Consider the following 24,855-nt stretch of genomic DNA (forward strand, 5'->3'; position numbering starts at 1 on the left):
CGCCAGTCCCTGCTGCGCCCCGGCCGCAGGAACGCGCAGCCGGGGCGCAGGCACGGCTCAGGGCGACGCGGCGCCGGCCGCAGTCGCAGTCGTACCCGGACTCGGCGTGGGTTTGGGCGCGGGCGCCGGCCCCAGATAGGTGCGCAGCCAGCGCTCGCTCTCGGCCAGCATCTGCAGCACCGACTCGCGCGCACGGTAGGCATGCGCCTCGTTGGGCAGCATCACCAGCCGGGCGGTGCCGCCATTGCCCTTGATCGCCGCGTACATGCGCTCGCTCTGGATCGGGAAGGTGCCGGAGTTGTTGTCCTCGGCGCCGTGGATCAGCAGCAGCGGATCCTTGATCCGGTCGGCGTAGTTGAACGGCGACATCGCCTGGTACACCGGCTGCGCCTGCCAGTAGGTGCGCTCCTCGGACTGGAAGCCGAACGGGGTCAGCGAGCGGTTGTAGGCGCCGCTGCGGGCGATGCCGGCCTTGAACAGGCGGGTGTGCGCGAGCAGGTTGGCGGTCATGAAGGCGCCATACGAATGCCCGCCGATGGCGATGCGATCGCGATCGGCGACGCCGCGCCGCACCACCTCGTCCACCGCCGCCTGCGCATCGGCGACCAGCTGCTCGACGTAGGTGTCGTTGGGTTCGCGCGTGCCCTCGCCGACGATCGGCATCGACGGATCGTTGAGCACCGCATAGCCCAAGGCCAGGAACGCCTGTGGACCCCAGTAACCGATCGCGTTGAAACGGTACGGCGAATCGGTGACCTGGCTGGCGGCGTCGGCGGATTTGAACTCGCCCGGGTAGGCCCACATCAGCATCGGCAGCGGGCCGTCGCGCTTGGCGTCGTAGCCCGGCGGCAGCAGCAGGGTCGCGGTCAGTTCCACGCCGTCCTTGCGCCGGTAGCGGATCTGCTCCTTGTGCACGTCGCGCAACTGCGGCGTGGGATGGGTGAAGCGGGTCAGCGCCACCGGCTCCGCGTCCACGCGGTCGAGCCGATAGAAATTGCGCGGCTCCTGCGGCGTCTCGCGGGTGATCAGCAGGCGTTGGCCGCTGTCGTCGAGCAGCGCCTGCGGCACCGCGTAGTACGGCGCCTGCGACTGGAACAGGCGGGTGCTTTGCCGCGTGTCCAGATCGTAGCGGTCCAGGAACGGCCGATCGCCCTGCGGCGAGGCGCCCTCGCCGCGCAGGAACAGGCTGTGGCCGTCGGCGGCGATCAGCAGGCGCGGGTTGCCGGCCGCATCGCGCTCGGTCACCGGCGTGCCCGGATCGGCATAGCGGTCCTCCTGCGAGCGCTGCACCAGCAGCTGCGGCGCCTGCGCGGGATGATCGGGCGCCACGCGCCACTGCCTGGTCTGGCGCGTCTTCCACCAGAACTCGTCGATCAGTGCCAGGTCGCCGCGGCCCCAGGTGATGCCGGCGAAACGCGACTGCAGGCGCGCCAGCGTCACCGGCGGCGCCGTGAACGGCGCGGCCTGCATCAGCACCGCGTCGCGCACGGCCGCCTCGCGCGCCGGGTCGCCGCCGTCCTGGGCCTCGGCCCAGACCAGGGTGGCCGGGGCGTCGCTGCGCCAGTCGATGTCGCGCACGCCGGTGCGCACCGCATCGTTGCCGGTCGGCAGGCCTTCCACCAGCGGCAGGTTCGCCACCGTGTGCACCGGCTTGCCGGCGCGGTCGAGCACTTCGATGGTGCGCGGGAAGCCGCTGGCCGGCACCAGGTAGGAGAACGGCCGCTGCAGGCGCTGCGCGAGCAGGTAACGGCCGTCGGGCGACGGCGCCAGCGACAGGTACAGATCCGGGGAAGCGATGCGCTGCACCTGCCCGTCGACGTCGACCAGCGCCGGCTGCGCGCGCAACTGGTCATCGAACTGGCGCGCGTCGGCCTCGTTCTTCAGCAGGTCCTGGTAGGTGCGCAAGGCGGTGGCGCCGCCACCAGCGGTCTGCTGCACCGCCGGCCCGGTCGGCACCGCGTCGGACGGCGGCGCGGCGCCCTGCGCCTGCGGCTGCAGCAACACCAGCAACTGACGGCTGTCGGGCATCCACGCATAGCCCTCGCCGGACACCGTGTTGAGCCGCTCGGCGACCCGCCGCGCCCGCAGCGCGGCGATATCCACCACCCACAGTTCGTTGGCGCCGCTACGCGCATCGACCCGGTTGAAGGCCAGGTGGCGCTGGTCCGGCGCCCAGGCCATGCCGGCGATCGACAGCGGCGCCGGCAGGCCCTCGATCTGCAGCTCGCTGCCGTCGGCGATGCGCAGCAGCCACAGCTTGTCGCCGAAGGCGAAGCGGCTCTGCGAACGGGTGCGCGGATGGATGCGCAACCCGGCCAGCTTGAGTTCCGGCTGCGCGACCTGGGCGATGCCGGGTAATGCGGGCAGCTGCAGCATCGCCGCCAGATCGCGCCGCGGGCTCAGCGACAGCTGCGGCGGCCGCGGCGCATCGACGATGGCCTGCAGCGGCGCCGACGGCAGCTGGTAGCCGCTGTCGGACGGATCGGCGCTCACGGCAGCCGCCGCAGGTGCCGAGGCCGCATTGGCGGCCGCGCTGCCGGCCGCGGTCAGGGCCGCGCACAGCAGGCTGAAGACCGGCATGGCGACGCGGCGGCGCCCGCGCACTGTGATCTGGTTCATCTCTCCCCTCTCCTCGCATCGATCGAACCACCGACGGTAGCAGGGCCGGCGCCGGCCGCCCCCTGTCGATGGTTGGGCCTGATCGCGTGTTCAAGCGCCACACGCGGCAGCCGCTATAATCGGTTACCCCTTGCGCCGAGGGGCGCTGCGACCGGATCGAGACCGAATTTCCCGTCTCCAGACCCGGCCAGGCTCGGCGCGAGGCTTGAGCGACAACGGCGCCCGGACTTCGCGAGTTTCTCGCCATTGACCGGAGCTTTATCGATGAACGCTGCACTCAAGCATTTTTCCACCGAGGGCGACTACAAGGTCGCCGACATTTCCCTGGCCGATTGGGGCCGCAAGGAACTGGACATCGCCGAGCACGAGATGCCGGGCCTGATGTCGATCCGCCGCCAGTACGCCACCGCCAAGCCGCTGGCCGGCGTGCGCGTCACCGGCTCGCTGCACATGACCATCCAGACCGCGGTGCTGATCGAGACGCTGAAGGACATCGGCGCCGACGTGCGCTGGGCCTCGTGCAACATCTTCTCCACCCAGGACCACGCCGCCGCGGCGATCGCCGCCACCGGCACCCCGGTGTTCGCCTGGAAGGGCGAGACGCTGGAGGAATACTGGGACTGCACCCTCGACGCACTGACCTTCACCCTGGCCGACGGCACCCAGACCGGCCCGGAACTGGTGGTGGACGACGGCGGCGACGTGACCCTGCTGATACACAAGGGCTACGAGCTGGAGAACGGCTCCAAGTGGGTGGACGAACCGGCCTCCTCGCACGAGGAGCAGGTGATCAAGAACCTGCTCAAGCGCGTGGCGGTGGAGCGCCCGGGCTACTGGACCCGCGTGGTCAAGGACTGGAAGGGCGTCTCCGAAGAGACCACCACCGGCGTGCACCGCCTGTACCAGCTGGCCGAGGCCGGCACCCTGCTGATCCCGGCGATCAACGTCAACGACTCGGTGACCAAGAGCAAGTTCGACAACCTGTACGGCTGCCGCGAGTCGCTGGCCGACGGCCTCAAGCGCGCGATGGACGTGATGCTGGCCGGCAAGGTCGCGGTGGTGTGCGGCTACGGCGACGTCGGCAAGGGCTCGGCGCACAGCCTGCGCGCCTACGGCGCCCGCGTCATCGTCACCGAGATCGACCCGATCTGCGCGCTGCAGGCGGCGATGGAAGGCTTCGAGGTCAACACCGTCGAGGACACCCTCGGCCAGGCCGACATCTACGTCACCACCACAGGCAACAAGGACATCATCCGCATCGAGCACCTGACGCAGATGAAGGACCAGGCCATCGTCTGCAACATCGGCCACTTCGACAACGAGATCCAGGTCGAGGCGTTGTACAAGCTGCCGGGCGTGCAGAAGATCAACATCAAGCCGCAGGTGGACAAGTTCGTGCTGCCCAACGGCAACGCGATCTTCCTGCTGGCCGAAGGCCGGCTGGTCAACCTGGGCTGCGCCACCGGCCATCCCAGCTTCGTGATGTCCAACAGCTTCGCCAACCAGACCCTGGCGCAGATCGACCTGTGGCAGAACAAGGACAGCTACGAGAAGCAGGTGTACCGCCTGCCGAAGAAGCTGGACGAGGAAGTGGCGCGCCTGCACCTGGAAAAGATCGGCGTGAAGCTGACCAAGCTCACCGACGAACAGGCCGCCTACCTCGGCGTGCCGGTCGACGGCCCGTTCAAGCCGGAGCACTACCGCTACTGAGCCATCGGCAAGACATCGCCAGGCAGACAAGAACGGGCGCCGCGAGGCGCCCGTTTTTCGTGCGATCGGCGCCGCAAGCGCGTGGGGGGAGAAGGAAGCTGGAAATCGTACGGAGCGAAAACCGCAGACATCGCCACCTTGCGCCACTCCCTGCTCAAAGCGGCCTTTTCCGGCCAGTTGGCCGACGCGCCTGCCCAGCCAGACCACCTGTACCACACCAATTCCACGCCAATCGCCCGGAGCTGCCCCATGAGCACCACCACCATCCGCCTGCCGGACGCGCTCAAGGCCCGCATCGCCAAGGCCGCAGAAGCCGCCGGCACCACGTCGCACAACTTCGGCCATCTGGAACAACACGAAGCCGAACATAGCCAATAGCGTCTGAGCGAGATCGTCAGCGCATCGAACGTGCTGACGGACAATCCGCTGATCGGCCAGCTGACGCGCCATGATCTGCGCGAACTGGTGATTGGCCAAGGCGCTCACGGACATATTGCCCTCTACCGATACGTGGTTGCGTGGATACCGTCTTGGTCCTGGCGATCCGCGCGCAACGCGAGGCAGGCTATGCACGCGATGCATGAAACCGGGGCCGGTGCCCGCGCCGACCTGGTCGATGCGATGCTGGCCTGATTTGCTGTCACTGCCTCCCATGGCGCGGGCTAGCGCGGCACTTCGCAACCGATGACATGCTGAGTGTTTCCCGCCGCAACTGGCGATCGCGACGCCAAGCGCCCGTGCCGGGTCGTCGCACGGCGTCGACCAGACCAGACACGATGCGCGCGGCTGCAGCGCGGTTCGCCTATACACCGGCGGGATAGCCTAGTACGGCAGCGGCATGGCCGCAGGCGCCGAATGCATAAGGCCCAACTGCTTCCGACGCCGCCACTCGCAGACCGGACATCGCCGTCCAGCGCTTACGACGGCGCGAATCTCTCAGGCCGTGCGCTCGCCAGCCGGCACGTACACGGAGATCTGGATCCGGCTGCGCGCGTGGTACGGCGTGCGTGCCCAATCGCCCCAGCGCGCCTCCAGGCGTAGGCCGGCGATCTGCGCCATCAGGTCCAGTTCCGACGGCCACACGTAGCGGCGGCGCTCGCTGAAGATGCGCGTGCCGGATTCGCCCAGCACCACCACGCGCTGGTCGATGCGCTGCTGCAGCGGATCGGGCTGCGAGCACACCAGCATCACCGCCGCACCGTCGCCCTCGGTGTCCGGCACGTCCAGCACCTGGCTGACCTTGCCGCTACCGTCGAACACTTCCGCGCCCGGCACCGCGGTCTGGATCAGCAGGCGCCCGTCGGGCGCCAGGCAGCGCGCGGCATTGACCACGCACCGCAACTGCTCGGCCTGGGTCAGCAGATAGCCGAATGCGCCCACCGCATAGATCAGGCCGAACGGCCCGGACACCGGCATGTCGGCGAAATCGGCGCAGACCAGCTGCAGGCGTTCGCTGCCGGGTTTTGCGCGCAGGGCCTCGAGCATCGCCGGCGCGTTGTCGATGCCGGTGACCGGCACGTCGCGGTGCGCGAGCGGCACGCCGAGGCGGCCGGTACCGATGCCCAGTTCCAGTGCCGCACGGCCCGCGGCCAGGTCGGCCAGGACGCCGACGCACTGCTGCGTGGCAGCGACGGGCCAGCGATCGTAGAAACGATCGTAGATCGCAGCCAGCCGATCGTACTCATGGGTCACAGGCATCCGTAGCCACTCGTTGCCGAAGTGGCGCGACCATAGCACGCAGCGATGGCGACGGAATGGCGCTTCGCGCAGGGTGACAACATGCGTAACAGCCCGGTCATGTCCTGCGTTGCGTGCACGCACCGCGCGACGCCGCAGATGACAGGCATGTTGCAGTTGGCCATGCTTCAGTCTTTCCCTTGCGTCGCCGCACCCAAGCGGAGATGCTTTTTCCTGCGCCTGTCGTGACGACAGGCGCGACAACCGCTACACCGTTCCTCCATTCAATCAGGAGTATCGCCATGAAACGCCTTGTTGATTCACTGTCGCGTTGGGTGCAGAGCCTGGGTGGCCGCAAGCTCGGCTACATCTACACGTATTGATTGCGAGAGGGGGCGATCCGCCCCCTCTTCCTGGCGCACCGCGTCGCGCCGCCACGCGCTCCGTTCGCCATGCGACACATGCCCGCTCCAGCATCGCCCTGCGCTACGCCGTTGACAGTGTTCATGCGGGCACCCACGTGACCGATATGCACCGACTCCCGCCCGGACCGCGCGGGCACTGGGCGTTCGGCAATCGGCAGGCCTTTGCCGCCGATCCCCTGGAATTTCTGCAATGTTGCGCACGCGAGCATGGCGACGTGGTGCGGATCGCCGAGCGCACCTACCTGCTCGCGGCACCAGCCAGCATCGCGACTGTGCTCGGCGACGACGGCAGCCTCTACGCCAAGTCCGATCCGGATCCACGGGCGCGGCGCGCTGCGTTCCCGGCCTCGGTGATGAACAGCGAGGGCGAGGCCTGGCGGCACAAGCGCCAGGCGTTGCAGCCCGCATTCCGCGCCGGCCTGGTGCGCGACTACGCCGGACAGGCACTGGCGGCCACGCACGCGCTGCTGCAATCGAGCACCCACAATGCGCATGCGCAGGACGTGCGTGCGACCATGACAGCGTTATGCGCGGAGCTGGGTGCCGGCTTCCTGCTCGGCGACGCGGCGCATGCGCCCGCATTGCTGCGGATGCTGCCGATGGCCGATGCGATCCTGCAACAGACGCGTACGCCGTCCGCAGCACCGGCCTGGTGGCCGAGTGCCGGCAAGCGCCGTCTGCGTGCCGCACGCGGCGCGCTGGACATCGCGCTGACGCAGATCCTGGCGTCGCCGCGACTGCCAGGCGCAGACGCCTCGGTGCTGGACCTGCTGCGGCGCGACGATCCGCTGGGCGAGGGCGACTGGTGCCGCGACGAAGCGGCGGCGATGCTGATGTCGGCGCTGGAACCGATGGCGGCCGGCCTGACCTGGACGCTGTTGTTGCTGGCGCAGCACCCGTCGATCGCGCAGGCGGTGGCGGAGGAAGCCGATGCCCTGCCCGGCCTCGACAGCGCGCCCGCTCCGACCTGCGACGACGCGCTCGTCGAGCGCCTGCCCTTGGCCCGTGCCTGCGTCAAGGAAGCCATGCGCCTGTATCCACCGGCATGGATGACCGCACGCATCGCGCAACGCGACACCACGCTGGATGGCTTCGCGGTGCCGCGCGGCACCCAGCTGATCGTCAGCCAATGGGTGGTGCAGCGCGATCCGCGCCACTACACCGCACCGGACAGCTTCATGCCGGCGCGCTGGCTGGACACAACACACGCCCCGGCGCGCTACACCTACTTCCCGTTCGGCGGCGGCCCGCGCAGCTGCATCGGCAGCCAGCTGGCGCTGGTGCAGATGACCGTGGTCGTGGCCGGCCTGCTGCGCGAGCGCACGCTGCACCTGGCGGCGGATGCGCGGCCGCGGCCGTTCCCGGCGCTGGTGCTGCGCCCGCTCGATGTCCGCATCGCCTTGCGGCCGCGCACGGATTCTGCGCCCCACCAGCCGCCGGCCGCGACGACACCTCTCTCCTGCACAACGGACGCCCCGCATGGCTGACCCCGCCGCCTTCGCCAAGACCCGGGAGTATCCCAACCGCTTCTTCGATTCCGCGGCCTGGAACGAACTGGCCTTCCGCGACGGCGACATCGTCATCGCCAGCTACGCCAAGGCGGGCACGACCTGGCTGCAGCAGATCGTCGCGCAATTGCTGTTCGAGGGTGCGGCCGACATCGATGTGTCGGCGATCTCGCCATGGCTGGACGGCGTGTACCCGGACCGCGCCAGCAAGCTGGCGCTGCTGCAGGCGCAGACCCATCGGCGTTTCATCAAGACCCATCTGCCGGCCGATGCACTGGTGGTCAGCGATCGCGCCAAGTATCTGTACATCGGCCGCGATGGCCGCGACATCGCGCTCAGCCTGTACGACCACCAGTGTGCGGTCAGCCAGGATGCGCAGGCGCGGCTGGACGCCGGCGCGGCCGAACCGGGCAAGCTGCGCGTGGTGCCGCCGCCGAGCTTGCCGGTGGACGCCTACGTGGCGCATTGGCTGGCCCACGACGGCGCGCCGTTCTGGCCATTCTGGGAGGGCGTGCGCAGCTGGTGGCAGCAGCGCGCGCAGCCCAACGTGCTGCTGGTGCACTACGCCGACCTGCTGCAGGATCTGCCCGCACAGGTGCGGCGCATCGCCGCGTTCCTGGAGATCCCGGTGCGCGAGGCGGCCTGGGAGACGATCCTGGCGCACTGCCAGTTCGGCTACATGCGCCAGCACGCCGCGCGCTACGTGCCACAGGGCGCCGGGCTGTGGCGCGAGGGCGGCAAGGCCTTCTTCAACCAGGGCCGCAGCGGCCGCTGGCGCACGCTGTTGCCGGCGGCCGTCGCCGCCGACTACGAGGCGCGCGCGCAGGCCGAGCTGGGCCGCGAGGCCGCGCAGTGGCTGGCACAGGGCGCAGGGGCGACGGCATGAGCCTGCGCGTCATCGGCGCCGGCCTGGGCCGCACCGGCACCCTGTCGCTGAAACTGGCGCTGGAACATCTGGGCCTGGGCCGTTGCTACCACGCCATGGAGCTGGCCGCGAACCTGCGCCAGTCCTTGCCGCAGTGGGACGCGGCGATCGACGGGCAGGCGGACTGGGAGACGCTGTTCGCCGGCTACACCGCCACCGTCGACTATCCCGGCTGCTGCTTCTGGCGCGAGCTGGTCGCGCGCTACCCGCAGGCCAAGGTGATCCTGACCGTGCGCGATGCCGATGCCTGGTTCGATTCGGTACGCAGCACCATCTTCGCCAGCGACGGCAGCGTACCGGCCTTGTTCGGCACCGATGGCCAACGCCTGAGCCAGTTCCTGCGCGGCGAGTTCGCCACGCGCATCGACGATCGCGACTTCATGACCGACTATTTCCACCGCTGGAACCAAGCGGTCATCGCCAACGTGCCGGCGCACCGCCTGCTGGTGCTCGACACCGACGCGCAGACGGGCTGGGAATCGCTGTGCGCCTTCCTGGATGTGCCGGTGCCGGCACAGCCGTATCCACGCGTGCATGCGCGCGGCAGCGGTGGCGCGCAAGCGCGTCCGCTGCCCAGCGACCCCGCACAACGCGAACAACGCTTGCGCGCTTACTTGGACCGGCTGGCCGTCGAGGCGTTCGCGCCGCCCGCCGACGGCTGAGCGCGCGTCCGGCTACAGCGAGAAATTGCGCTTGATGGTGAACGACCAGGCGCCATCGATCGGATTGGAGACATGTACCCGGCCCTCGCCATCCGCCACGCCGGTGGTGTAGCGGCGATAGACCCCGGCGCTGTTCCAGGCGCGCGCGTAGCTCAGGCCGAACTCGGTACCGCGCCAGGTGCGGCTCAGGCCCACGCGCGCGTCGGTCCAACCGTAGTCGGCGAAGTTGCGCACGTGCTGGTGGCCGGCATGCACGCTCGCCTGCCAGTCCGAGGCCAGCGGCAGCGTGGCGTCCAGGGCCAGATAGCCGGAGCCACGCGAGTGCCGGCCCCGGCCGACGCCCAGCGTGGCGCTGTTGTAGCCGAAGTAGTCGCGCGTCCAGGTACTGGCGTAGGACAGCTCCAGCGTGCGCCAGTGCCCGGCGACGATCGCCTCGCCATAGTCGTAGCGGGTGCCGCTGGCGTTCATCCGCGCGCCGGGATAGGCGTAGTGGTACAGGCCGGCGCGCCAGCCCCAGTCGCCGTGGCTGGCCGCGTAGCCGGCGTACACGTCCCACTCCACGTGCCCGCCTTCGATGAAGTACGGGCTCACGCCCGAGGCCCAGGTCCCGGCGTACCAGCCGCTGTCCGCGGCCAGGTCCAGCCCGCCCTGCAGCACCGGCCGGCCCCAGCTCTGCTCGAATCCGCGCGAGACGTAGTTCGAGGTCGCCGCCAGATTGGCGCTGGCGGTCCCGGCCCAGGCCGGTGCGATGACGCCCAGCACCAGCAGCAGCGCAGCGCTGCGCACGGCCCTCACGACACCCGCTCCAGCCGTGCGCGGACCGATGTGGCCTGGCCGCCCGACGTGGGCGCCGCAAGCTTGAACAGCGCCACTGCGCGCTGCAGTTCCCCGGCCTGATCCTCCATCGCCCGCGCCGCCGCCGTGGCTTCCTCGACCAGCGCGGCATTCTGCTGGGTCACCTCGTCCATCTGCACGATGGTCTTGCCCACCTGTTCGATGCCGGCGCTCTGCTCCTGCGACGCGGCGGCGATCTCGCTCATGATGTCGGTGACCCGGCGCACGCTGGCCACCACCTCGCGCATGGTGTCGCCGGCGCCGTTGACCAGCGCGGTGCCGTCGTCGATCTTCCCGACCGAGGCGTCGATCAGGCCCTTGATCTCGTGCGCCGCGGTCGCCGACCGCTGCGCCAGCGCGCGCACCTCGCTCGCCACCACCGCGAAGCCGCGGCCCTGTTCGCCGGCGCGCGCCGCCTCCACCGCGGCGTTGAGCGCCAGGATGTTGGTCTGGAAGGCGATGCCGTCGATCACGCCGATGATCTCGCCCATCTTCTTCGACGCCTCGGCAATGCCGGACATGGTCTCCACCACCTGCTCGACCACGGTGCCGCCGCGCGAGGCCACGCCGGCGGTGTCCTGCGCCAGGCGGTTGGCCTGGTGCGCATGCTCGGCGTTCTGCTTCACCGTGGAGGTCAGTTCCTCCATCGAGGCCGCGGTCTCTTCCAGGTTGGCCGCCTGCTGCTCGGTGCGGCGCGACAGGTCGTCGTTGCCGGCGGCGATCTCGCTGGCGGCGGTATTGATCGCGGTGGTGGCGTGCTGGATGCGGCCGACGATACCGGTCAACTGCTCCACGGTGGCATTGGCGTCGTCGCGCATCTGCGCGAACACACCATGGAATTCGCCGTGCATGCGCGCGGTGAGGTCGCCCTGGGCCACGGCACGCAACAGCGCCGACAAGGCCGAGAGGTTGCCTTCGGTCAGTTCCATCAGGCGGTTCAGCCCGACCACCATGCCGCGGAAGTCGTACTGGAAGCGCTCGGCGTCGCCGCGCCGGGAGAAATCGCCGGAGGCCGCGGCCTGCGCCAGTTCGGTGATGGCCTGGTTGATCGCCTGCAGGCTGCGCTTGGTGGTGCGCATCGCCTCGGTGATCGCCGCCTTCTCGCCCGGCAGCGGCTCCATGTCCACCTGCATGTTGCCGATCGCGTACTGCGACATCACCTCGACCAGGCGCCGCTGCACGTCCACGTGCGCGGCGACCAGCGCGTTGGTGCCGTGGACCATGCGCCCGTACTCGCCGGGGAAGCGCGCGGCGTCCATCCGGTAGCTCATCTCGCCTGCGTCGTGGCGCTGCGCCATCTCCGCCTGCGCCTGCATCACCGCCTGCAACTGCGTCTGCATGCTGCCCATCGCGTCCAGCAACTGGCCCAGTTCGTCGTCGCGGCGTTGGCGGACCTGGCTGTCCAGGCGCCCGGCGGCGACCGCGGAGGACACACGCACCGCCTCGGCCAGCGGGTCGAGCACCTGCCGACGCAGCAGCAGGTACAGCGCGCCGCTGAGCAACAGTGCCGAGAGCAGGCCGACCGCGGCAATGGTCCACAACAGCGCACGCGCCTTGGCCATCACCAGCGCGTACGGCACCGAGACGCCCAGCGCGAACACCTGCGGCGCTTCGCCGATCTTCAGCGGCACGAACACGTTCAACGCATCCTCGCCGTCGGCACGGCCATGGTCGAACACCACCTGACCCTTGGCCACGCGCGCCAGCATGTCCTTGGACCAGGCGTCGTTGCGGATCTTGCCGACCTGCTGCGGATCGCGGCTGGCCATCACCATGCCCAACGGCGACAGCAAGCTGGCGTGCCCCTCGCCCATCGGCCGCAGCGCGGCGATGCGCTGCTGCAGGGTATCGAGGGTGAAGTCGACGGTGACCACACCCAGGAAACGGCCGTTCTCCAGGATCGGCGTGGCCAGCGTGGTCATCAGCGTGTCCTTGCCGGCCACCGGGTAGTAGTACGGCTCGATCACCACCGGCTTGTGCGTGTTGCGCGCCAGCAGGTACCAGTCGCCGTCGCCCGGCTTCTCGTAGTCGCGCAGCGCCTCGCGCACCAGCGTGCCGTTCTGCCGCGACCACCAGGTCATGTAGCGGCCGGTGGCGTCGTGGCCCTCGGCACCGACGAAGCCCTTGTCGTTGCCGTCGAACGCGTCCGGCTCCCACATGGTGCTGATGCCCAGCCACTGCGGATGCGCATCGAGCTGGCTGCGCAGCACCGCGGTGGCGGTGGCACGCGACAGGCCGCCGGCGCCGTGCTGCACGCGGAAGCTGTTGGCCAGCGCCTCGCTGGCGTCGAAGGCCACGCCGATCTCGCGCGACACGCGCTGCGCTTCCAGTTGCGCGAGGTTCTCGATGCTGGTGCGCGAGGTCGACAGCAAGGCATCGCTGCTGCGCCAGTAGATGATCATCGCGGTCAGGCCGAAACAGGCCAGCGCGAGCAGGCCGGTACCCAGCATCAGGCGTTTGGCGACGCTGCCGCGACGGCGATGCGGCGACGGAGTGGACATGACAACTTCCTTGGCGGGGGGAGGGAATGCGGTCGCGGAGAACGCGCCGCGCGGCACAGCCCACCGCGGCGCACGGCGCAAGCGCGCGTGTCCGTTGCCGATGACCTGCTACCCGGGACGCCTTCCCCACCGGCCACGACGCGCCGCCGGAGATCGCGTCCCGGCGCTGCTGTGCGTGGCCTACCCTCTCGCTATCGTCCCGTCGTGCGCAAACTTGATGGCCATCCCGCGCGAGCCGGATGAACGGACATGGCTTCGCTGTGAAAGTGGTCAATAGCGCGCTGTTTACTCTTGCGCGCGTGCGCCAGTGAACAGGCATGCACACTGATGCAGCACGGCGTTGCCGGCTTCGGCAAGGGACAGACGCAGGACCACAGACGTAACAGCGCATGGAGCAGCGGCAGGCGATCGGCAATCACGCCTACGCGTTGTGAACGGTGCCGACAACGGCGTATGCATCGCGTCGCGCGCATCATCGATGCATGCGCGCGACCAGTTCGCCGCGCACAGATGGCGCCGGCGCGGCGCTTACGGCCGCCAGTTGGCGTTGTGCTCCCAGAACGCCACGCTGCGCCGGTAGGCGTCGCGATCCAGCGCCACGCCTGAGCCGCCCTCCTCCACGCCCAGCGCGTTGCGCATCATGGTGATCGGCGCCATCGGAATCTCCTGCGGCTCGGCGGTATATAAGCAACCCACCACGCCCCAGTCGGCCTCGATCGGCGCCCCCTCGTGCGCGAGCTGTTTGCGGCTGTAGAGGATCGGCAGCAGATAGGCGGCCACCGGCGGCTCGACGCCTTCGAACCAGCGCACCAGCACGGGCAGTTCCTCGCGGCTGCGTGCCTCGTAGCCGGAGCGCAGCAGGCGCCGGTTGGCGTCGGTGATCGGCACGGTCAGGCAGCGCGTCGAGGTCCAGTTGCGATGCACGTGCAACTTGCAGAACGGCGCGTAGCCGTCCAGCACCTGCAGCGGCGCGTGCGTGTTGAGATGCTGCTCGAACTGCTCCGGCGTGCAGTCCTGGATCGCGTTGCGGCGGCCGTCGCGCGGAAACAGGCGGGTGCGGGCGAACGGCGTGAGGACGATGGACATGGCGTGCATAGCGAACGGGGACGCACAAGCGTAGCGCGCGGCCGAGGCAGTGCCCACCGCTGCCATCGCTCACCGCGCCGGCAACCCTCGGCATCGAGAGACCCGTAGGAGCGGCTTCAGCCGCGACCAGGCCTTCCCGGGAACGCTGGTCGCGGCTGAAGCCGCTCCTACGGGGCGTGCAGCCGGCGTGCGGCTACGGATGCGCCAGGGCGTAGTCGATCGCCGCGCGCACCGCCGCCACCTGCGCGGCGTTGCACTGCTGCGGCGTGGCGCTGGCGCTGTCCGGGTACACCTCGGTGGTGGTGGTGTAGCGCGCGTCGGTGATGCCCGCGCACAGGCCCAGCCGCTTCACCGGGTAGTTGATGACCCCCGGCGCCGCCAGCGGCGTGCCGATCAATGTGCCCGCGGCGTCGGCAGGCGCGATGTGGGTGACCTGCGCCACCGCGGCCAGCACCGCCTGCTGGAACGCCGGCTGCGGATTCTCGCTGTCGCCGACCAGGTAGAAGCCGTCGGGAATGCCGCCCGGTTCGTAGGCGATGCCATCGCGCGCGGCCAGCGCCGGGCGGAACTCGGACTCGTCGCTGTCGGTGGTCTCGTGCAGGTCGATGTGCATGCGCACCCGATCGCGCAACGGCGCGACCAGGCGCAGCAGCGCCGCCGATTCCTGCGCCGGGCTGTCGGCGCGGAACGAACGGTTGGGATCGATCGCATCGGCGTTCCAGCGGTGGATACGCTCGTACGCCCAGGGGCTCACGCACGGCGCCAGCAGCACATTGGCGCGGCCGGCGTAGTCGTCGGCATGCTGCTGCGCGAACTGCAGCGCGCCGTGCACGCCGCTGGTCTCGTAGCCGTGCACGCCGCCGGTGACCAGCATGCACGGCAGCGCGTCGTCCCAGCCGCGGCTGCGCAGCGCCAGCAGCGGATAGCGCTCCTGCGCATACGCCAACTGCCCGTACTCGACCACGTCCCAGCGCCCGCGCAGGTCTTCGATGGCAGCGACCACCTCGTCCTGGTAGCTGCGCCGGCTTGGCTGCCCGGCCAGCCAGGCCGCCTTCTCGGCGGCGCCCCAGGGCACGCCGGGGGTTCCGATCGGATAGAAGGCTGCGCTGGTCATGGTGCGGCTCCGCGTCGACAGGTGAGGGCGGCGACTGTAGCAAAGCGCGCTCGCGGCGATGCGCGGCGCCGCGCAGAGCGTGTTTGCGACGCCGTCGGATGGAAGCGGATGCCGATCCCGCTTTCGCCTGCTGTCGCCATGAATACGTATGTAGCGCACGCATGTTGCGCCGCGATGCGCGCTTAGCATCCTCCCGCCGCACGCCTGCCCCGCGGCGACATCACGCCCTGTCCTGCAGGCGCCTTGCCTGCGCCCACGCACCGAGGAGATCGAACGATGCGCGTCCCATCCGCTGCAAATCGTCTGCTGCGCCTGCACCGCTGGCGCAGCCTGCTGGTCGGCCTGCTGCTGTTCCTGGCCACCGCCAGCGCCCAGGCCGACGTCATCCTGCATGCGTTCAATTGGCCCTACGCTACCGTGGAAGCGCGCGCCGCGCAGATCGCCGCCGCCGGCTACCGCAAGGTGCTGGTGGCGCCGGCCTACCGCTCGCAGGGCGACGCCTGGTGGGCGCGCTACCAGCCGCAGGACATGCGCCTGATCGACAACCCGCTCGGCGACACCGACGCCTTCGCCAGCATGGTGCAGGCGCTGAAGGCCGTGGGCGTGGAGACCTATGCCGACGTGGTGCTCAACCACATGGCCAACGAAGCGGCCACGCGCTCGGACCTGAACTACCCGGGCAGCGCGGTGCTCGGCCAATACGCCGCCAATCCGCAGCGCTATGCCGCGCTGCGGCTGTTCGGCGACCTCTCGCAGAATTTCCTCAGCGCCAGCGATTTCGGCCCGGCGCAGTGCATCACCAACTACAACGATCCCTACCAGGTGCGCACCTACCGCATCTGCGGCGGCGGCAGCGATCCCGGCCTGCCGGATCTGGTCGGCAACGACTGGGTGGTGCAGCAGCAGCGCAACTACCTGCTGGCCTTGAAGGCGCTGGGCGTCACCGGTTTCCGCATCGACGCCGCCAAGCACATGACCTTCGACCATCTGAACAAGGTGCTCGATGCACAGGTCCGCTCCGGCGTGCTGGTGTTCGGCGAAGTGATCACCGGTGGCGGCAGCGGCAACTCCGACTACGACCAGTTCCTGGCGCCGTATCTGCAGGCCACCCCGCACGCGGCCTACGACTTCCCGCTGTTCAACTCCGTGCGCAACGCCTTTGCCTACGGCGGCAGCATGGACCTGCTGGTCGATCCGGGCGCCTACGGCCAGGCGCTGCCGGGCGCGCGCGCAGTGACCTTCGCCATCACCCACGACATCCCCAACAACGCCGGCTTCCGCTACGCGATCATGGATCCGGTCGACGAGACCCTGGCCTACGCCTACCTGCTCGGCCGCGATGGCGGCGTGCCGATGGTGTACTCGGACAACAACGAGAGCGGCGACAACCGCTGGGTCAACGCCTACCAGCGCGACGACCTCAAGCGCATGGTCGGCTTCCACAACGCCGCGCAGGGCCGCGACATGCAGGTGCTGGCGCACGGCGCCTGCTACCTGCTGTTCCGCCGCGGCGACCTGGGCATCGTCGGCATCAACAAGTGCGGCACCACCGTCACCGCCGCGGTGCCGATGAACGGCAGCGTGCTGCGCTGGAACGTCGACTACACCGATAGCCTGGGCTCCGGCAGCGTGGTGCGCATTTCCAGCGGCAGCTACACCTTCAGCCTGCCGCCGCGGCAGGCGCGGATGTGGAAGCGCTGAGCGTCCGCATCCGGCCGATGCGCCCGCGCGGGCGCGTCGGCCTAGGGCCTGCCGCCAATTCGCGAGTATTGCCGCGTTGGGTCTGGCAGGCCCGCGGCGGCGTTGCACGGCGCCGCGCCTGACTGGCAGTCAGGTCAAGCCGCGCGGCGCCGGCCGCGCGCCTGCCAGGCCCGACCCGAAGCGCCGCGATTGCGCACATTCATGGCCGCGTCATCGCGGCCCGGCATGCCCGGGGATTGGTGACACGCCCGAGTCCCTCCGGGCCCGGCGACGGCAGCGCGACGCCGGCCGGGCCATTTCCGCGGACCGGCCATATCTTGCATATCCATCCGGATGAAGAGATATACTGACCGCACCGCCCGCTGCGTTGCGCCCATGACCGCCATCAGCTTCGAGTTCTATCCGCCCAAGACCGACGAGCAGCGCGCGCAGCTCGACCGCACCGCCGCGCGGCTGAAGGCTTACGCCCCGGAATACGTCTCCTGCACCTTCGGCGCCGGCGGCTCGACCCTCAGCTACACCTCCGAGACCGTGCGCCACCTCAAGCAGCACCACCGCTTCGAGGCCGCGCCGCACCTGTCCTGCGTGGGCGGCAGCCGCGAGGAGATCCGCGAGCTGCTCAAGCTGTACCGGGCCATCGGTTGCCGCCGCCTGGTCGCACTGCGCGGGGACCTGCCCTCCGGCATGGGCCACCCCGGCGACCTGCGCTATGCCGCCGACCTGATCGCCTTCATCCGCGCCGAGCACGGCGACGCCTTCCATCTGGAAGTGGGCGCGTATCCGGAAACGCATCCGCAGGCCAACGACGCGCTCAGCGACCTGCGCCACTTCAAGGCCAAGGTCGACGCCGGCGCCGATGCCGCCATCACCCAGTATTTCTACAACGCCGACGCCTACTTCCACTTCGTCGACGCGGTGCGCAAGCTCGGCGTGCAGATCCCGATCGTGCCCGGCATCATGCCGATCTCCAACTTCAGCCAGCTGCGGCGCTTCTCCGAACAGTGCGGCGCGGAAATCCCGCGCTGGATCGGCAAGCGCATGCAGGCCTACGGCGACGATGCCGAGGCCATCCGCGAGTTCGGCGCCGACGTGGTCGCCACGTTGTGCCAACGCCTGATCGACGGCGGCGCGCCCGGGCTGCATTTCTACACGCTCAACCTGGCCAAGCCGACCACCAGCGTCCTGGCGCGTCTGCCCTTAGCCGTCGGCTGAGTGTCGCGGCCGCTGGCCGAACGCTGGGATTGGGGATTCGGGATTAGAGATTGGTAACAGCGGCGCGCGGCCTCGCGTTGGCGAATCCCCAATCCCCAATCCCGAATCGCGAATCCCAGCGCTCGTAAGGCATTCGCTCCGCAGTCACGCCGGCTGCGGCTACCCTGCGCCGATGCGCGCTCTTCCGCCGATGCTGCTCCTGTGCCTCTGCGTGTTCGCCACGCCCGCCGCGGCGCAGCGGGTGAACCGCTGCAGCGGCCCTGACGGCACCACCGTGTTCAGCGATCGGCGCTGCGAGGACGTCGGCGCGATCGACCGGCTGCCGCCACCAGCCGCACCCGGCAACGTCGACGGCAGCGCCCGCGCCCTGGCGCCGCCGCAGTGCGTGCGCCGGCTCAGCGTACTGGCGCAGCAGATCCGCACCGCGGTGGAAACCCGCGACGTCAACCGGCTGTCGGCGCTGTACTGGTGGAACGGCGTCTCCGACGCCGGCGCGCAACGCGTGCTCGACCGGCTGGACGTGATCGTGCGCCGCCCCCTGGTCGCGATCGTGCCGGTGTTGCCGGGCGACATGGCAGAGACCGGCAGCACCACGCCCGCCGCGACGGCGGCTGTGCCGATGCCGGGCACGCCGGACAGTGATGGCGCCGGCGGCTCTCCGCGGGCGCACGCGACCGGGCTGCGCCTGCAGCAAACCTTGAGCGGCAGCATCACCCCGGCGTCCACCGTGCTGGGGCTGCGCCGGCAGTACGACTGCTTCTGGATCAGCTTTTGAGAGGCGGGGATTGGGGATTGGGATTGGGGATTCGCTACGGCGGCTCGCTGTACGCGCCATCCTTGCGTAGGAGCGGCTTCAGCCGCGACGTGGTGAAGCCGGGATTCGGGAATGGGGATTGGGGAATCGCAACAGCGGCTTCTCCTTACGCGCCACGCCACCCTCGCGGAGGAGTGGCTTCAGCCGCTACTTGTCGGCGATCCGATGTCGCGGCTGAAGCCGCTCCTACGGGCAGCAGTTGCTGCCACCCCACTCACGCCACGTCGGCCGCCAGCGGCCACAGCGCGCGGATCGCGGCGATGCCCTGGCCGCCATGGCGGCGCGCCTCGGCCACCTGGGTCGGCGCCAGGCCGCCGATCGGATAGATCGGCAGGGCGACCTGCTCGCGCAGGCGCTCGAACGCCTCCCAGCCCAGCGGCGCGGCGCCAGGATGGCTGGCGGTGGCGGCCAGCGGCCCGACCACCACAAAATCGCAGCCGATGCGCTGCGCCGTCTGCAAGTCTTCGAGACTGTGGCAGGACGCCGCCACGGGCTGTCCGGCCGGCAACGGACGCGCCTGCCACTGCGGCAACTGCTCCGCGCCCAGGTGCACGCCCACGCCCAGGTCCTGCGCCAGCGCCACGTCGCGATTGACCAGCACCTGTGCGCCACGCGCCGCACACAGCGTCGCCGCGGCCCGCGCCAGCGGCAGCCACTGCTCGGCCGGCAGGCCGCGCGCGCGCAACTGCACGCGGCGCACGCCGGCGTCCAGCGCGCGCTCCAGCGCCGCCAACCACGGGCCCGGTTCGGTCGGCTCCGGCGTCACCAGGTAACAAGCGGGTTGGCGCAGCATCGCCACCACCGGCTGGTCGGCCGGCGGCATCGCGTAGCGGCCGAGCTTGTCGGCGCTCACCCAGGTCAGCGCCTGGCCCTCGCGGCCGCGCGGCGTGCCCTTCCACGCCGACACCTGGCGCACTTCCAGGCGCAGGCGCTTGTCCGGGTAGCGCTGCGGCACTTCCATCAGCCAGTCGCCGACCACGGCCTCGATCCCCAGTTCCTCCTGCAGCTCGCGCACCAGCGCCTGCTCCGAGGTCTCGCCGGGCTCGCGCTTGCCGCCGGGGAATTCCCACAGGCCGGCCAGGTCGCGTCCCTCGGTGCGGCGGGTCAGCAGGATACGGCCGCGCGCATCGGTGATGACGCCGGCAACGACATGAATGGATCTGAGCGGTTCGGACATGGCGCAAGCTTGCCGTTTCCGGCAGCGCCAACGCAATCAACCGGGGTCACATCGTCGCCGATCGGCCGCGCACGACCGAGACCGCGCAGCCGGCCAATCCCGGGCCGATGCGCTGCACGACAGCGCGCCTGCGCTCACAGCGGCTCAGTCAGATACCGCTGCAGCGTCTCCCCCAACACCCGCACCGCCAGCGGCCGGGTCAGGCCCCTGGCCGGAAACTCCAGCACGTAGCGCACCAGGGCGAAGCCCAGCATCTGCGAGGCGATCAGGGTCGCCCGCGTCTCCGCCGCCGCGCCCGGCCCCAGGTAGCGGCGCACGGCCGTGCGCAACTGCTTCTCGAAGATCTCGGTGAGCCGCGCCTGCGCATCGGCGTGGCTCACCGCCGCGCGCAGCAAGGCCACCAGTTGATGGCCCGAGGGCGCGTCCTCCCAGAACGCGAAGAAATGCGCCGCCAGGCGTTCGCCCACCTCCTCGGCCGGGACGTCGCGCAGGTCGGGCAGGTGCAGGTCGAACTCCACCGCCGCCAGGAACAACTGCTCCTTGCTGCCGTAGTAGCGGATCACCAGCGCGACGTTGGCCTGCGCCTGCGCGGCGATCTGGCGCACCGTGGCGCCGTCGTAGCCGTGCAGGGCGAATAGCGCCCGCGCCGATTCGAGAATGCGGTCTTTGGTGGCCTGCGAACGTGTCACGGGGGCATCCATGGAAGAACAGGCGCAGCGCCTGTAAACGGGAGTTTACTCCACACCGGAAAGGGCGCAGGATGTAAACACATGCTTACCGAGGGAGAGGCGATGAACGCCCACGCAGACATGCTGTCCACGGACGTCCTGATCGTGGGCGCCGGCCCCAGCGGACTGGCGCTGCGCCTGGCCCTGGACCGCCTCGGGATCGCCTCGCTCCTGGTCGACCGGCATGCGGCGGGACTGAACACCTCGCGCGCCGCGGTGATCCATGCACGCACCCTGGAAGTGCTGGAACCGCTCGGCGTGGTGCCACGCCTGCTTGCGGCGGGCGTGCAGGCCACCCGGTTCCGCGTGCGCGACGGCGACCGGATCCTGCTGCAGATCGGCTTCGACGACCTGCCCTCGGCGCACCGGTATGCGCTGATGTGCCCGCAGAACGCCACCGAGGCGATTCTGGGCGATGTGCTGGCGCCGGACTCCGCCACGGTGTGGCGGCCGGCACGCCTGCTGTCGTTTGCGCAGACAGCCGACGGCGTCAGCGCCGATCTGGAACTGCCGGAGCAGCGCCAGCGGCGCGTCCATGCGCAATGGATCGTCGGCTGCGACGGCGCGCACAGCGCCGTGCGCGAGGGCGCGGGGATCGCATTCCAGGGCGGCGACTACGCGCAGACCTTCGTGCTCGCCGATGTGCGCATGGCCTGGCCGATGCCGCGCGAGGAGGTCAGCCTGTTCTTCTCGCCGCAGGGCCTGATGGTGGTGGCGCCGTTGCCGGAACCCGACGGCACGGCGGGCGATCGCCACCGGATCGTGGCGACGGTGGCGGACGTCATCGGGCCGCCGACGCTGGCGCAGATGCAGGCCGTGCTCGACGCGCGCGGGCCGCAAAGTGCGCGCGCGCGCATCGACGCGCTGCTGTGGAGTTCCGACTTCCATTTGCAGCACCGGGTGGCCGCGCAACTGCGCCGGGGGCGGGTGCTGCTGTGCGGCGATGCGGCGCACGTGCACAGTCCCGCCGGAGGCCAGGGCATGAATACCGGCATCCAGGACGCGATGGCCCTGGCGCCGGCGCTGCAGCGCGCGCTATGCCAGCACGACGAGCACGGCCTGGACGCGTGGGCGACCGGCCGCCGTCGCATCGCCCGCGGCGTGGTGCGCATGACCGACGCGATGACGCGCGCGGCCACGGCCACTGCGCCGGTGGCGCGCAGCGTTCGCAACGGCCTGCTCGGGTTGATCGATCATGCGCCGCCGATCCAACGCAGGCTGGCGGCCCGATTGGCCGAACTGGGTAACTGAGCGGCGAACCGCCGCTGCTCCGCAAAGGGACCGGAGCAGCGGATCCTGGCCCTCCGTGGTGGAGGGCCGAGCACGCAGCGGCTGCGCGCGTGCGCAACCCTGCGTGGAGGCCAGACTCAGCTCAGCTGGCCGTGGCAGTGCTTGTACTTCTTGCCGCTGCCGCAGGGGCACGGATCGTTGCGGCCGACCTTCGGCGCTTCGCGGGTCACCTGCGCCACGGTCGGCGCCGCGGCGCCGCCGCCCTGCACCTGCTCGGCTTCCTCGTCGGCGCCGTAGCCGCCGGCATCCTGGTGCTGGAACTGCGCCTGGCGCAGTTGCGCCTCCATCTGCTGGCGCTCCTGCGCCTCCAGCGCCGCCACTTCCTCCTCGCTGCGGATGCGCACCCGCGCCAGCAGGGTCACCACTTCGCGCTTGGCGTGCTCCAGCATCTCCGAGAACAGCTCGAAGGCTTCCTTCTTGTATTCCTGCTTGGGCTGCTTCTGCGCGTAGCCGCGCAGATGGATGCCCTGGCGCAGGTAGTCCATGCGCGCCAGGTGCTCCTTCCAGCTCTGGTCGAGCACGGTGAGCATCACGTGCTTCTCCAGCGCGCGCATGGTCTCGCTGCCGATCGCCGATTCCTTCTCGCGGAAATGGCGGTCCACTTCCTCGCGCACCTTCTCGACGATGCCGTCCGCGTCCAGTTCCTCCTGGCGCTTGACCAGGTCGCTGATCGACAGCGACAGGCCCAGTTCGCTCGCGAGCGTGGCTTCCAGGCCCGGCAGGTCCCACTGGTCGTCCACCGAGTTCGGCGGCACGAAGCGCGACACGATGTCGTAGATCACGTCGTCGCGGATGCCGTCGACGTTCTCCTTCACCGACTCGGCGTCCAGCAGCTCGTCGCGCTGGGCGTAGATCACCTTGCGCTGGTCGTTGTTGACGTCGTCGAAGTCGAGCAGGTTCTTGCGGATGTCGAAGTTGTGCGCCTCGACCTTGCGCTGCGCCTTCTCGATCTGCCGGCTGACTAGCTTGTCCTCGATGACGTCGTCTTCCTTCATGCCCATCATGCGCATCGCCTTCTGCACCCAGTCCGAGGCGAAGATGCGCATCAGGTTGTCTTCCAGCGACAGGTAGAAGCGCGAGGAACCTGGGTCGCCCTGGCGGCCGGAGCGGCCGCGCAGCTGGTTGTCGATACGCCGCGACTCGTGGCGCTCGGTGCCGATGATGTGCAGGCCGCCGGCGGCCTTGACCGCGTCGTGGCGCTCCTGCCAGGCCGCCTTCAGGCGGGCGCGCGTCGCGTCGTCAAGCTCCTCGCCCAGCGCATGCAGTTCGGCCTCCAGCGAGCCGCCGAGCACGATGTCGGTACCGCGGCCGGCCATGTTGGTGGCGATGGTCACCGCGCCCGGCTGGCCGGCGTTGGCGACGATCTGCGCTTCGCGCTCGTGCTGCTTGGCGTTGAGCACCTCGTGCTTCACGCCCGCCTTGCGCAGGTGCTCGGACAGCATCTCCGAGGTCTCGATCGAGGTGGTGCCGACCAGCACCGGCTGACCGCGCTTGGCGCAGTCCTCGATGTCGGCCAGCACCGCGTTGAACTTGCCCTGGCGGTTGAGGAACACCTGGTCCGGCCAGTCCTTGCGGATGGTCGGGCGGTTGGTCGGGATCACCACCACTTCCAGGCCGTAGATGCTCTGGAACTCGTAGGCTTCGGTATCGGCCGTACCGGTCATGCCGGACAGCTTCTTGTACATGCGGAACAGGTTCTGGAAGGTGATGCTGGCCAGCGTCTGGTTCTCGCGCTGCACCGGCACGCCTTCCTTCGCCTCCACCGCCTGGTGCAGGCCGTCGGACCAACGGCGACCCGGCAGGGTGCGGCCGGTGAACTCGTCGACGATCACCACTTCGCCGTCGCGCACGATGTAGTCGACGTCGCGCTGGTAGATCGCGTGGGCGCGCAGCGCGGCATTGAGGTGGTGGACCACGCTCAGGTTCTGCGCGCCATACAGGCGGTCTTCCTCGTCGGCGAGGATGCCGGCGGCGCGCAGCAATTCTTCGGCGTGCTCCATGCCCGCTTCGGACAGGTGCACCTGCTTGCCCTTCTCGTCGACCCAGAAGTCGCCCTCGCCCTCTTCCGACTCCTGCTTGACCAGCTGCGGCACGATGCGGTTGACGCGGATGTACAGTTCCGGCGACTCGTCGGCCGGGCCGGAGATGATCAGCGGGGTGCGCGCTTCGTCGATCAGGATCGAGTCGACCTCGTCGACGATCGCGTAGTTGAGCCCGCGCTGGAAGCGATCGGCCTTGGACAGCGCCATGTTGTCGCGCAGGTAGTCGAAGCCGAATTCGTTGTTGGTGCCGTAGGTGATGTCGGCGGCGTAGGCGGCGTGCTTGTCGCTGTGCGGCATGCCCGGGTACACCACGCCCACGGTCAGGCCCAGCCAGTTGTACAGCTTGCCCATCTGCGCGGCGTCGCGGCGCGCCAGGTAGTCGTTGACGGTGACCACGTGCACGCCCTTGTCTTCCAGCGCGTTGAGGTACACCGGCAGCGTCGCGACCAGGGTCTTGCCCTCGCCGGTGCGCATTTCCGCGATCTTGCCCAGGTGCAAGACCATGCCGCCGATCAACTGCACGTCGTAGTGGCGCATGCCCAGCACGCGGCGGCTGGCCTCGCGGCACACCGCGAACGCTTCAGGCAGCACCTTGTCCAGGGTCTCGCCGCCGGCGATGCGCCCGCGCAGTTCCGGGGTCTTGGCCTGCAGCTGCTCGTCGGAGAGCTGCTCCATCTCCGGCTCCAGCGCATTGATCTTGGCGACGATACGGTGGAGCTGGCGCAATTGGCGCTCGTTGCGGCTACCGAAAACGCGAGTAAGCAGACTGTTGATCATTGAAGGAACCGGTTGGAAAGGAACGCCTCGGCGGCCCGATCCCCAGGGAATCG

At 69.7% G+C, this 24,855-nt stretch carries 19 protein-coding genes and 1 riboswitch; of the genes, 10 read left to right on the top strand and 9 right to left on the bottom strand.

Translation table 11 applies throughout. From position 1 onward, the window contains the following. Nucleotides 1-57 precede the first annotated feature (57 nt). On the bottom strand, nucleotides 58-2,580 hold the full coding sequence (locus NUG21_RS16925) for a S9 family peptidase (RefSeq protein ID WP_263393106.1): 2,523 nt from the start codon (nucleotides 2,578-2,580) through the stop codon (nucleotides 58-60). Between the two features lie 170 nt (nucleotides 2,581-2,750). Next, nucleotides 2,751-2,850, top strand: a riboswitch (S-adenosyl-L-homocysteine riboswitch). A gap of 33 nt (nucleotides 2,851-2,883) precedes the next feature. On the opposite strand from NUG21_RS16925, the gene ahcY reads away from it, so the two are divergent. The 3 genes from ahcY to NUG21_RS16940 all read left to right on the top strand — a co-directional run bounded on the left by ahcY (nucleotide 2,884) and on the right by NUG21_RS16940 (nucleotide 4,962). Then, nucleotides 2,884-4,329: an adenosylhomocysteinase gene (ahcY, locus tag NUG21_RS16930; RefSeq protein ID WP_160948080.1), complete on the top strand. Its 1,446-nt coding sequence runs from the start codon at nucleotides 2,884-2,886 to the stop codon at nucleotides 4,327-4,329. Nucleotides 4,330-4,578: 249 nt separating this feature from the next. Further along, a complete protein-coding gene (locus NUG21_RS16935; RefSeq protein WP_019796514.1) occupies nucleotides 4,579-4,707 on the top strand; it encodes a hypothetical protein in 129 nt (42 codons plus the stop codon). A 30-nt stretch (nucleotides 4,708-4,737) separates the two neighbouring features. Continuing rightward, complete coding sequence (locus NUG21_RS16940) at nucleotides 4,738-4,962, top strand: type II toxin-antitoxin system RelE/ParE family toxin (RefSeq protein ID WP_263391471.1); 225 nt, start codon at nucleotides 4,738-4,740, stop codon at nucleotides 4,960-4,962. Between the two features lie 303 nt (nucleotides 4,963-5,265). Here NUG21_RS16940 and NUG21_RS16945 read toward each other — a convergent pair whose 3' ends face one another. Then, nucleotides 5,266-6,027, bottom strand: coding sequence for a class I SAM-dependent DNA methyltransferase (locus NUG21_RS16945; protein WP_263391472.1), 762 nt, complete (start codon nucleotides 6,025-6,027; stop codon nucleotides 5,266-5,268). A gap of 580 nt (nucleotides 6,028-6,607) precedes the next feature. Between NUG21_RS16945 and NUG21_RS16950 the strand changes: the two genes are divergently transcribed. Genes NUG21_RS16950 through NUG21_RS16960 form a run of 3 tightly spaced genes read left to right on the top strand, consistent with a single transcriptional unit; the run spans nucleotide 6,608 to nucleotide 9,526 of the window. After that, nucleotides 6,608-7,918 carry a cytochrome P450 gene (locus NUG21_RS16950; protein ID WP_263393107.1) on the top strand — a complete coding sequence of 437 codons (1,311 nt, stop codon included), beginning with the start codon at nucleotides 6,608-6,610 and terminating at the stop codon, nucleotides 7,916-7,918. Further along, the gene (locus tag NUG21_RS16955) at nucleotides 7,911-8,825 is read left to right on the top strand and encodes a sulfotransferase domain-containing protein (protein ID WP_263391473.1); all 915 of its coding nucleotides are present in this window, start codon (nucleotides 7,911-7,913) and stop codon (nucleotides 8,823-8,825) included. The genes NUG21_RS16950 and NUG21_RS16955 overlap by 8 nt, the downstream gene beginning before the upstream one ends. After that, complete coding sequence (locus NUG21_RS16960) at nucleotides 8,822-9,526, top strand: sulfotransferase family protein (protein WP_019798333.1); 705 nt, start codon at nucleotides 8,822-8,824, stop codon at nucleotides 9,524-9,526. Before NUG21_RS16955 ends, NUG21_RS16960 begins: the two co-directional genes overlap by 4 nt. Nucleotides 9,527-9,538: 12 nt before the next feature. Here NUG21_RS16960 and NUG21_RS16965 read toward each other — a convergent pair whose 3' ends face one another. The 4 genes from NUG21_RS16965 to NUG21_RS16985 all read right to left on the bottom strand — a co-directional run bounded on the left by NUG21_RS16965 (nucleotide 9,539) and on the right by NUG21_RS16985 (nucleotide 15,061). After that, the gene (locus tag NUG21_RS16965; RefSeq protein ID WP_263391474.1) at nucleotides 9,539-10,321 is read right to left on the bottom strand and encodes a TorF family putative porin; all 783 of its coding nucleotides are present in this window, start codon (nucleotides 10,319-10,321) and stop codon (nucleotides 9,539-9,541) included. Beyond that, entirely contained in the window at nucleotides 10,318-12,861 is a 2,544-nt protein-coding gene (locus NUG21_RS20980; RefSeq protein WP_317852469.1) for a methyl-accepting chemotaxis protein, read from the bottom strand. Before NUG21_RS20980 ends, NUG21_RS16965 begins: the two co-directional genes overlap by 4 nt. A 528-nt stretch (nucleotides 12,862-13,389) precedes the next feature. Beyond that, nucleotides 13,390-13,947, bottom strand: coding sequence for a DUF3228 family protein (locus NUG21_RS16980; protein ID WP_242081758.1), 558 nt, complete (start codon nucleotides 13,945-13,947; stop codon nucleotides 13,390-13,392). Between the two features lie 193 nt (nucleotides 13,948-14,140). Next, complete coding sequence (locus NUG21_RS16985) at nucleotides 14,141-15,061, bottom strand: M14 family metallopeptidase (RefSeq protein WP_263391475.1); 921 nt, start codon at nucleotides 15,059-15,061, stop codon at nucleotides 14,141-14,143. A gap of 330 nt (nucleotides 15,062-15,391) precedes the next feature. Here NUG21_RS16985 and NUG21_RS16990 point away from each other — a divergent pair, with 330 nt between their 5' ends. The 3 genes from NUG21_RS16990 to NUG21_RS17000 all read left to right on the top strand — a co-directional run bounded on the left by NUG21_RS16990 (nucleotide 15,392) and on the right by NUG21_RS17000 (nucleotide 18,749). Beyond that, nucleotides 15,392-16,762 (top strand): alpha-amylase family protein, encoded by a 1,371-nt coding sequence (locus tag NUG21_RS16990; protein WP_263393109.1) that lies wholly within the window; start codon nucleotides 15,392-15,394, stop codon nucleotides 16,760-16,762. A 375-nt stretch (nucleotides 16,763-17,137) separates the two neighbouring features. After that, the gene (gene metF, locus NUG21_RS16995) at nucleotides 17,138-17,974 is read left to right on the top strand and encodes a methylenetetrahydrofolate reductase [NAD(P)H] (RefSeq protein WP_160948090.1); all 837 of its coding nucleotides are present in this window, start codon (nucleotides 17,138-17,140) and stop codon (nucleotides 17,972-17,974) included. Nucleotides 17,975-18,146: 172 nt separating this feature from the next. Next, nucleotides 18,147-18,749: a DUF4124 domain-containing protein gene (locus NUG21_RS17000; protein WP_263391476.1), complete on the top strand. Its 603-nt coding sequence runs from the start codon at nucleotides 18,147-18,149 to the stop codon at nucleotides 18,747-18,749. A gap of 253 nt (nucleotides 18,750-19,002) precedes the next feature. On the opposite strand, the gene NUG21_RS17005 is transcribed toward NUG21_RS17000, so the two are convergent. After that, a complete protein-coding gene (locus NUG21_RS17005; RefSeq protein WP_263391477.1) occupies nucleotides 19,003-19,965 on the bottom strand; it encodes a Nudix family hydrolase in 963 nt (320 codons plus the stop codon). Nucleotides 19,966-20,099: 134 nt separating this feature from the next. Beyond that, nucleotides 20,100-20,654, bottom strand: a complete 555-nt coding sequence (locus NUG21_RS17010) for a TetR/AcrR family transcriptional regulator (RefSeq protein WP_263391478.1) — start codon at nucleotides 20,652-20,654, stop codon at nucleotides 20,100-20,102. 102 nt (nucleotides 20,655-20,756) lie between these two features. On the opposite strand from NUG21_RS17010, the gene NUG21_RS17015 reads away from it, so the two are divergent. Beyond that, entirely contained in the window at nucleotides 20,757-21,944 is a 1,188-nt protein-coding gene (locus tag NUG21_RS17015; RefSeq protein WP_263391479.1) for an FAD-dependent monooxygenase, read from the top strand. A 116-nt stretch (nucleotides 21,945-22,060) separates the two neighbouring features. On the opposite strand, the gene secA is transcribed toward NUG21_RS17015, so the two are convergent. After that, a complete protein-coding gene (gene secA, locus NUG21_RS17020; protein ID WP_160948095.1) occupies nucleotides 22,061-24,802 on the bottom strand; it encodes a preprotein translocase subunit SecA in 2,742 nt (913 codons plus the stop codon). Between the last annotated feature and the right edge of the window lie 53 nt (nucleotides 24,803-24,855).

The sequence above is a fragment of the Xanthomonas sp. CFBP 8445 genome (genome assembly GCF_025666235.1).
Classification (GTDB): domain Bacteria; phylum Pseudomonadota; class Gammaproteobacteria; order Xanthomonadales; family Xanthomonadaceae; genus Xanthomonas_A; species Xanthomonas_A indica.

Coding starts and splice junctions, on each gene's coding strand:
- NUG21_RS16925 (WP_263393106.1), bottom strand. CDS start 2,580: ATGCCGGTCTTCAGCCTGCTGTGCGCGGCCCTGACCGCGGCCGGCAGC.
- ahcY (WP_160948080.1), top strand. CDS start 2,884: ATGAACGCTGCACTCAAGCATTTTTCCACCGAGGGCGACTACAAGGTC.
- NUG21_RS16935 (WP_019796514.1), top strand. CDS start 4,579: ATGAGCACCACCACCATCCGCCTGCCGGACGCGCTCAAGGCCCGCATC.
- NUG21_RS16945 (WP_263391472.1), bottom strand. CDS start 6,027: ATGCCTGTGACCCATGAGTACGATCGGCTGGCTGCGATCTACGATCGT.
- NUG21_RS16955 (WP_263391473.1), top strand. CDS start 7,911: ATGGCTGACCCCGCCGCCTTCGCCAAGACCCGGGAGTATCCCAACCGC.
- NUG21_RS16960 (WP_019798333.1), top strand. CDS start 8,822: ATGAGCCTGCGCGTCATCGGCGCCGGCCTGGGCCGCACCGGCACCCTG.
- NUG21_RS20980 (WP_317852469.1), bottom strand. CDS start 12,861: ATGTCCACTCCGTCGCCGCATCGCCGTCGCGGCAGCGTCGCCAAACGC.
- NUG21_RS16980 (WP_242081758.1), bottom strand. CDS start 13,947: ATGTCCATCGTCCTCACGCCGTTCGCCCGCACCCGCCTGTTTCCGCGC.
- NUG21_RS16985 (WP_263391475.1), bottom strand. CDS start 15,061: ATGACCAGCGCAGCCTTCTATCCGATCGGAACCCCCGGCGTGCCCTGG.
- metF (WP_160948090.1), top strand. CDS start 17,138: ATGACCGCCATCAGCTTCGAGTTCTATCCGCCCAAGACCGACGAGCAG.
- NUG21_RS17000 (WP_263391476.1), top strand. CDS start 18,147: ATGCGCGCTCTTCCGCCGATGCTGCTCCTGTGCCTCTGCGTGTTCGCC.
- NUG21_RS17005 (WP_263391477.1), bottom strand. CDS start 19,965: ATGTCCGAACCGCTCAGATCCATTCATGTCGTTGCCGGCGTCATCACC.
- NUG21_RS17015 (WP_263391479.1), top strand. CDS start 20,757: ATGAACGCCCACGCAGACATGCTGTCCACGGACGTCCTGATCGTGGGC.
- secA (WP_160948095.1), bottom strand. CDS start 24,802: ATGATCAACAGTCTGCTTACTCGCGTTTTCGGTAGCCGCAACGAGCGC.